Origin of the sequence: Streptomyces sp. NPDC050433 (assembly GCF_044458565.1) — a bacterium.
Lineage (GTDB): Bacteria > Actinomycetota > Actinomycetes > Streptomycetales > Streptomycetaceae > Streptomyces.
The window spans coordinates 32,551-39,293 of the sequence record NZ_JBITIB010000025.1; the positions used below are offsets into that span (position 1 = coordinate 32,551).

Sequence of the window (6,743 nt, forward strand, 5' to 3'; positions counted from 1 at the left end):
TCCCATGAGCACCCCCGCACCCGGTGCACGCCCGCCGTCGGTCGTCTCCGTCCGTGTCATACCCGTCGCCGGCGAGGACAGCATGCTGCTGAATCTCAGCGGCGCGCACGCTCCCCACTTCACCCGCAACCTGGTCGTCCTGACCGACTCCGAAGGACGTACGGGTGTCGGCGAGGTACCCGGCGGCGAGAGTATCCGGGCGACGCTGGAGGAGGCGCGGGACCTGGTCGTGGGACGGTCCGTCGGTGACCACCACGCCGTACTGCGCGCGGTACGTGGGCGGTTCGGCGACCGGGACTCGGCGGGGCGCGGCACCCAGACCTTCGATCTGCGGGTGACGGTGCACGCGGTCACCGCGCTTGAGTCCGCGCTGCTTGACCTGCTCGGACAGCATCTCGGGGTGCCGCTGAGCGCGCTGCTCGGCGAGGGGCGGCAGCGCGACCGGGTACCGGTTCTCGGCTATCTCTTCTATGTGGGGGACCGGGCGCGCACCGACCTGGCGTACCGCTCGGAGACCGGCGCCGACGACGACTGGCTGCGGCTGCGCAACGAGGAGGCGCTGACGCCGGAGGCGGTGGTCAGGCTGGCCGAGGCGGCCCGACGGCGGTACGGATTCCGGGACTTCAAGCTCAAGGGCGGTGTGCTGCCGGGGTCGGAGGAGGCGGACGCCGTACGGGCGCTGGCGGAGCGTTTTCCGGACGCGCGGATCACTCTGGACCCGAACGGCGCCTGGTCACTGGCGGAGGCCGTGGCCCTGGGCCGCGAGCTGCGTGGCGTCCTGGCGTACGCGGAGGATCCGTGCGGCGCCGAGGGCGGCTACTCGGGCCGCGAGACCATGGCCGAATTCCGCCGGGCGACGGGGCTGCGTACGGCGACGAACATGATCGCCACCGACTGGCGGCAGCTCGGGCACGCCGTACGCGCCGACGCGGTGGACATCCCGCTGGCCGACCCGCACTTCTGGACGATGAACGGTTCGGTGCGGGTGGCTCAGCTGTGTGAGGCGTGGGGGCTCACCTGGGGGTCGCACTCCAACAACCACTTCGATGTGTCGCTGGCGATGTTCACGCATGTCGCGGCGGCAGCTCCCGGTGACATCACGGCCATCGACACGCACTGGATCTGGCAGGACGGCCAGCGCCTCACCGCCCGGCCGTTCGAGATCAAGGACGGCATGCTGGACGTGCCGGACCGGCCGGGGCTGGGGGTCGACCTCGACATGGAGCGGGTGGAGGCGGCGCACGAGCTGTACCGGAGCCTCGGGCTCGGGGCGCGCGACGACGCGACGGCGATGCGGTATCTGGTGCCGGACTGGCAGTTCGACAACAAGCGCCCTGCGCTCGTACGTGCCGGCGACCGCTCATGAAGCCGCTCTAGGGTCGCAGCAGCATCCTCGTCCCGCCGTTCAGCTCGATCGCCTTCTCGCTGTACAGCAGCGGGAAGTACTCCCCCGCGCTCCACTCCTCGTGGAGATCGCTGTAGTGCGGGCTGCGCTGATCGCCCGACTGGCCCGGTGCGTTGATGGCGCGCGAGTTGTCCCACGCGCCGACGTCGAGTGCCATCTTGAAGGTCGGGCCGAGCACTTCGGAGTACGGGTGGGCCAGGTAGTAGAAGTACGAGGAGCGGACGGTGGCGAAGGTGCCGCCGCGCTCGGTGGGACCCACGTTCGGACCACCGAGCGGGTGGACGAACATATGGATGTGCATCGCGCCCCACCGCCAGGTGCTGTCGTCGGCGCCGAGTTTCGAGGAGACGTCCGCGTACGCCTTCGGCAGCGTGGCCAGCAGCAGTTCGTCCCGCTTGCGCGCGCCGTCCGGGCCGAACCAGTCGTCGGGACGGAGGAACGAGTCGTTCATGACGCGCAGATCGAGGTCGATGCTGATGCCCACAAGTTGGTCGGCCGCCGGCTTCGGCAGCAGGAGCTGGGCCCACGCGGGATAGAGGAACCGCATGATCCAGGTCTCGAACAGCGCGGCGGGAGCCGAGTCCTTGCTGGTGACACCGGAGTAACCGGACAGCAGCCGCAGCGCTTTGGCCGTCGTCGGGTCGGCGGAACTCAGCTTCGCGAGATACGGCAGGAACTGCCGCGCGACACCCGACCTCTCGTCGTTCTGCAGTGCCAGGGTGTCGGCGATGGAGGTACGCCGCTGCTGGGAGAGGACCTCGTCGATCCGGTCCTTGCGGTAGGCCGGCTGCCACTCGTAGGTGGGAGTCGGGTAGCCGGGAGGGAAGTTGTACTCGTTGGCCGACGCGAAGAAGCCCGCTCGCGGGTTGCGCGAGCTGGGCAACTCCGTGTTGTCGTAGAACCCGTCCCATTCGAAGCGCCCGTCACCGGGCACGGGGAGCAGACCGTCGTACCCTCTGCCCCGGCGTCTCGGCACGATCGCTCCGGGAACCCAGCCGATGTCGCCCTGGGTGTCGGCGTAGACCAGATTCGAGCCGGGGGTCTTCCACGCGCTCATCGCCTCGACGAACTCCCGTGAGTTCTTGGCCCGTTGGAAGTTGAGGCTGCCGAGATACGGCGACGTGCCCGGTTCCGTCCAGACGGTGCGCACCGCGTACGCCTTGTGGTTCGTTTCGTCGATCTTGACGACCGGACCGTGTCTGGTGAACGACAGCTGGACCTGGCGGGGTTCACCGCCGGCCACCGGAATCTCTTCGGTGGCGGTGGTCAGCTTCTCCCAGCGATCGCGGTAGCGGTATCTGCCGTGGTCGTTCGGATCGAGCTCGTAGACGTAGAGATCCGCCTGGTCGGCGGGGAGATTGGTGAGACCGAACGCCACATGGCCGTTGTGCCCCATGCTGATGCCCGGATTCCAGGGTTCACCGGCGCCGATGATGTTCAGTCCGGGGGCGCTGAGATGGGCGATGTACCGGTTGGCGGGCAGCGTGTAGTCCTCCCGGTGCGGGTCGCCCGCCAGGATCGGCCGGCCGGTCGCCGTCCGCGTCGGGGACACCGCCCACGCGTTGCTGCCCGTCGCGGTCTCACGCAGGACGTTCAGCTCCTGCGACAGCCTGCGCACCGTGCCGTTCGCGAACACCATGGGCGTGGTGGCGAGGCTGTAGACCCGTGTGACGTCGGCGGGGATGAGGCTCAGATCGAGCCCGTCCGGAACCTGGGCCGTGTGCCGGGGTTCGAGCTTGCGGAAGTACGCGCTCGCTTCCTCGCCGCCCGCGTGCATGAGCCGGGCGCGGGCGACCTCCGAGCCGAGGTTGTTGCCGATTCCGTGGGTACGGATCCGCACCACGTCCTCCGGCTTCCAGTGCGCGGGCCGGTAGCCCAGCTGCTGGAACTCGGCCGGCAGGGCGTCCGGGTGGTCGCCGAGCCAGTCGATGTAGGCGTTGATCCCGGCGGCGAAACGCGTCGCCGCCTCGCGGGCCTCGGGCCCGTAACTCGCCCATTCCGCCGCCATGTCACCGCGGTAGAGGAACAGCCGCGCGGCCCTGTCCTGTTCGACGTAGGACGCGCCGAGCACCTCGCTGAAACGGCCGAGACCGCGCCGCCGCCAGGTGTCGATCTGGAAGAGCCGTTCACGGGCGATGTTGAATCCCTGGGCCTGGAACAGATCGCCGACGTTCTCGGCGAACAGGTGCGGCACCCCCCAGATGTCCACCGTCACTCGGACCGGCCGCTTCAGTCCGGGGACGGAGTACGTCTGCCCCTCGTCCTCCTTCCACGGCGCGCCCGGCGATGGAGCAGCCGCCGCACCGGCCGGGAGAGCGCCGGTCAGTGCGGCGGCGGCACCGGCCAGACCGGTGCCGAGCAGGACCCGGCGCGAAGGGGATGGAGACATGGCGCTCCTCGGAGGTGAGTGCGGAGAACGACCGGCGACACGGAAGGGCATCGCCGGTATTCCCCTGGGGAGTTGAGGTCGATTCCCCTCATGCCGGACAAGCTAACCGGCCTCCCGAGCACCCTCACACCCGTAACGTCCCCCTATTCGCGGGCCCACCGGACCGGGGGTTCGCGGTATCAGGGCTTTCCGCCACCCCTAGTAGATGGTCAGGCCGTAGACCGACAGCCACTCCACCACGGGCTGGTAGTAGGTGGCGCCGCCCACCGAGCAGTTTCCGGTCGCGGCGACGATGATGCCCAGCGCGGTGCTGCCGGAGAACGCGGGGCCGCCCGCGTCGCCGGGCTCGGAGCAGATGTTGGACCTGAACAGTCCGCTCACGACGCCTTCGGGGTAGCTGATCGTGAGGTTCACGGCGGTGACAGTGCCGCAGCGGACCCCGCCCGCCTGGCCGACATGGCAGACGGACTGACCGACCGTGGGATTGGCGGCGCCGGTGATGTCCCGTACCGCGCCGCCGCCGAGGGCGACCTCGCCGGGGAAGACCACCGCCGTGCCGGTGGTGTAGCGGATGAGCGCGTAGTCGTTGACCGGGAAGCTCGATCCGGCGGTGGTGCCGACGAAGACGTTCAGGGCCGCGTCCGCGTACCAGGTGGTGGCGCCCTGTGCGCAGCGGCCCGACACCAGGCCGTACTGGGTGATGCCGCTGTGGGCGTTGAAGCCGACGGTGCAGCGGGTTCCGATGTTGCTGTAGATGACGTTGCCGCCGCGTACCTCGACCGCCTTGCCGGCGGTGGCGGTGGCGGTGGCGGTGGCGGTGGCGGACGGTGCGCCGGACTCCTGCGCGTACGCCGCCGATCCGGTGGCGGTGAACCAGCCGAGCAGCAGGGTCAGCGCGGCGACGGCCGACGCGGCGGTGCGGATCGCTCGGCGGAACGGTCTCTCGGTGCGGTACGGATTCATGTTCCCTCCCCGTTTCCCGGTCATGGCATGGCATGCGCCTGCCATTGTGGGGGCGCGGGGAGGGAAGTGTCAGGCGGAAAGACGCCATTCGGCCGGGATCGGCCGCCCGGATCGTGGTGTGGCAGCGGTGTGGCAGCGGCGCGCGGCAGGTCAGGCCGCGGCCTCCAGATCCAGCAGGACCGACTTGGCGGCGGCGCCACCCGCGTAACCCCCGAGCGTTCCGTCGGCGCGCAGCACGCGGTGGCACGGGACGACGACGGGCAGCGGGTTGGTCGCGCAGGCCGTACCGACGGCGCGGACCGCCTTCGGGTTGCCGACGAGCCTGGCGACCTCGCCGTAGCTGAGCGTCCGTCCGTAGGAGATCTCCGGGAGGTGACGCTGCACCAGCTGCCGGAACCCGTGCGAGAGCGACATGTCGAGCGGCAGGTCGAACGTCCGGCGCTCGCCGCTGAAGTACTGGTCGAGTTCGCGGGCCACGCCGTCCAGGCGCTTCGGGGCGCGCAGCACCCGAGGGCTCAGGGTGCCGGCCAGGTCGTCGAGGACCTTGTCGTGGTTCTGGTTGTGAAAGGCCACGCGGACCAGGCCCTTCTCTGTGGAGGCGAGCAGGAGCCGTCCGACGGGGCTGTCGATCACGGTGTACGCGACGTCGAGCAGGCCGTCGCGTGCCGCCGCGTCCTCCAGCCTGCTGTGCAGCCGAGCGAGCGTCTCGGGGTCGGCCGCGGCGCGGTCGACGAGTGGGGAGACGTCCGGGTCACCGGTGGTGTCCTTCATGGCTTCGCTCCTTTTCGCTTCGGTCGGTGAGGGTGGTGCCGAGTTCGGTTCTGGGTGCGGTTCCGAGTGCGGTTCTGAGTGCCTTCACGCCGTCCGACGCGGCGCGGCGCGCCGCTTCCGGGGTGCCGCCGACGATCTCCGCGACATCCCGGTAGGGCAGTCCGGCGAAGTGGTGGTAAGCCACCGCCTGGCGCTGCTTCGCGGGGAGCGCTCTGACGGCCCGCCACAGGTCGTGGTCGGTCTCGCCCGGCAGTCCGACGGCCGACGGCCGCTCGGGCAGGTCCGCGACCGGAACGGCGTGCCGCTGTCCGGCGCGTGTGATGTCGATGGCCTTGCGGTGGGCGACGGTCACCAGCCACGCCTCCACGTTGGCGTCGTCCGGCAGGTCCGGGTAGGCGCGCAACGCCGCGAGGAACGTCTCGGACCAGGCGTCGGGGGGGGGGGGGGGGCCCCCCCCCCCCCGCCCCCCCCCCCCGCCCGGGGGGGGGGGGGGGGGGCCCCCCCCCCCCCCCGCCCGGCACACGCGGAGCACGGTGTCCGCGTGTTCCTCGACGACCCGCTCAAATGGCTTCTTCATGTCCGTCATTCTGTGTGCCGGTGCGGAGTTCCCTGGTCAGAAGAGCCTGGACTCCTTGACGGTCGCGGGCTCCTCGATCTCCAGGAGTCGCTGCTTGCGCTCCAGGCCGCCGGCGAAGCCCGTGAGCTTCCCGTTACTCCCGACCACCCGGTGGCAGGCCACGATGATGGAGAGCGGGTTGTGGCCGACGGCCTGGCCCACGGACTGCGCGAGTGCCTTGTTCCCCAGCCGTTCGGCCAGTTCGCCGTAGGTGGTGGTCTCGCCGAACGGGATCTCCCGGAGCATCGTCCAGACCCGCTCCTGGAAGGCGTCCCCGTTCGTGCGCGTCGGCAGGTCGAACGTGGTCCGGTCGCCGTCGAGGTACTCGTCGAGCTGCGTCGCGGCCCGGCCGAGCAGGGTGTCGTCCCGGATGTCGACGCGCCGGCCCAGGCTCTCCTCGGACGGCATGTACCAGTGGTGCGGGAAGTACAGGCCGGTGATCGCGTCGCCCGACGCCACCAGGGTCAGTCCGCCGAGGGATGTCTCGACGACCGCGTGGCGGGTGTCGGTGCGCGTGCCCGTGTCGTTCATGGTCCCGGCCTCCTTCGTTTGCGAGGTGCTGCTTCAGTAGGTAGACGCGTGGTGGCGGGAGAGTGTGA

The 6,743-nt window shown here is 70.3% G+C and carries 6 protein-coding genes; 1 reads left to right on the top strand and 5 read right to left on the bottom strand.

The window, feature by feature from the left end; translation table 11 throughout:
- Positions 1–4: 4 nt before the first annotated feature.
- A complete protein-coding gene (gene gudD / locus ACIBLA_RS27300) occupies positions 5–1,366 on the top strand; it encodes a glucarate dehydratase (protein WP_399200163.1) in 1,362 nt (453 codons plus the stop codon).
- A gap of 7 nt (positions 1,367–1,373) precedes the next feature.
- On the opposite strand, the gene ACIBLA_RS27305 is transcribed toward gudD, so the two are convergent.
- The 5 genes from ACIBLA_RS27305 to ACIBLA_RS27325 form a co-directional block, all read right to left on the bottom strand.
- Positions 1,374–3,794 carry a penicillin acylase family protein gene (locus ACIBLA_RS27305; protein WP_363246223.1) on the bottom strand — a complete coding sequence of 807 codons (2,421 nt, stop codon included), beginning with the start codon at positions 3,792–3,794 and terminating at the stop codon, positions 1,374–1,376.
- Positions 3,795–3,992: 198 nt separating this feature from the next.
- Positions 3,993–4,757, bottom strand: a complete 765-nt coding sequence (locus tag ACIBLA_RS27310; protein ID WP_363246222.1) for a S1 family peptidase — start codon at positions 4,755–4,757, stop codon at positions 3,993–3,995.
- Positions 4,758–4,907: 150 nt separating this feature from the next.
- Positions 4,908–5,528 (bottom strand): methylated-DNA--[protein]-cysteine S-methyltransferase, encoded by a 621-nt coding sequence (locus ACIBLA_RS27315; RefSeq protein ID WP_399200164.1) that lies wholly within the window; start codon positions 5,526–5,528, stop codon positions 4,908–4,910.
- Entirely contained in the window at positions 5,509–6,114 is a 606-nt protein-coding gene (locus tag ACIBLA_RS27320; RefSeq protein ID WP_399200165.1) for an RNA polymerase sigma factor, read from the bottom strand. Before ACIBLA_RS27320 ends, ACIBLA_RS27315 begins: the two co-directional genes overlap by 20 nt.
- A gap of 27 nt (positions 6,115–6,141) precedes the next feature.
- Positions 6,142–6,675, bottom strand: a complete 534-nt coding sequence (locus ACIBLA_RS27325; RefSeq protein WP_363245766.1) for a methylated-DNA--[protein]-cysteine S-methyltransferase — start codon at positions 6,673–6,675, stop codon at positions 6,142–6,144.
- Between the last annotated feature and the right edge of the window lie 68 nt (positions 6,676–6,743).

Coding starts and splice junctions, on each gene's coding strand:
- ACIBLA_RS27305 (WP_363246223.1), bottom strand. CDS start 3,794: ATGTCTCCATCCCCTTCGCGCCGGGTCCTGCTCGGCACCGGTCTGGCC.
- ACIBLA_RS27310 (WP_363246222.1), bottom strand. CDS start 4,757: ATGAATCCGTACCGCACCGAGAGACCGTTCCGCCGAGCGATCCGCACC.
- gudD (WP_399200163.1), top strand. CDS start 5: ATGAGCACCCCCGCACCCGGTGCACGCCCGCCGTCGGTCGTCTCCGTC.
- ACIBLA_RS27320 (WP_399200165.1), bottom strand. CDS start 6,114: ATGACGGACATGAAGAAGCCATTTGAGCGGGTCGTCGAGGAACACGCG.
- ACIBLA_RS27325 (WP_363245766.1), bottom strand. CDS start 6,675: ATGAACGACACGGGCACGCGCACCGACACCCGCCACGCGGTCGTCGAG.
- ACIBLA_RS27315 (WP_399200164.1), bottom strand. CDS start 5,528: ATGAAGGACACCACCGGTGACCCGGACGTCTCCCCACTCGTCGACCGC.